The 220-nt window shown below is 67.3% G+C and carries 1 protein-coding gene; it reads right to left on the bottom strand.

Annotated features, from left to right (window positions below; translation table 11 throughout):
• On the bottom strand, window positions 1–220 hold a 220-nt coding region (locus LPA41_RS41625; RefSeq protein WP_229077052.1), incomplete at both ends, for an acyl carrier protein.

The raw sequence follows: 220 nt of genomic DNA, 5'->3' as shown, positions 1-220 counted from the left end.
CCGGGCCGCCACCACCACGCGCGCCGGAGCATCACCCACCGCACGCTGGACAAGGTAACCGGCCAGAGCGGTCGGCGTCGGATAGTCGAACACCAGCGTCGCCGGCAACTTCAACCCCGTCACCACCGCCAACCGATTACGCAACTCCACCGCCGTCAACGAATCAAACCCCAACTCCGTGAACGGCTGCCCCACCCCCACCGCATCCACACCCGCATGC

The sequence above is a fragment of the Actinoplanes sp. DH11 genome (assembly GCF_020873875.1).
Taxonomy (GTDB): Bacteria; Actinomycetota; Actinomycetes; order Mycobacteriales; family Micromonosporaceae; genus Actinoplanes.
Note: the sequence above shows the minus strand (reverse complement) of the source record. Positions and strands in the feature narration are given on the sequence as shown.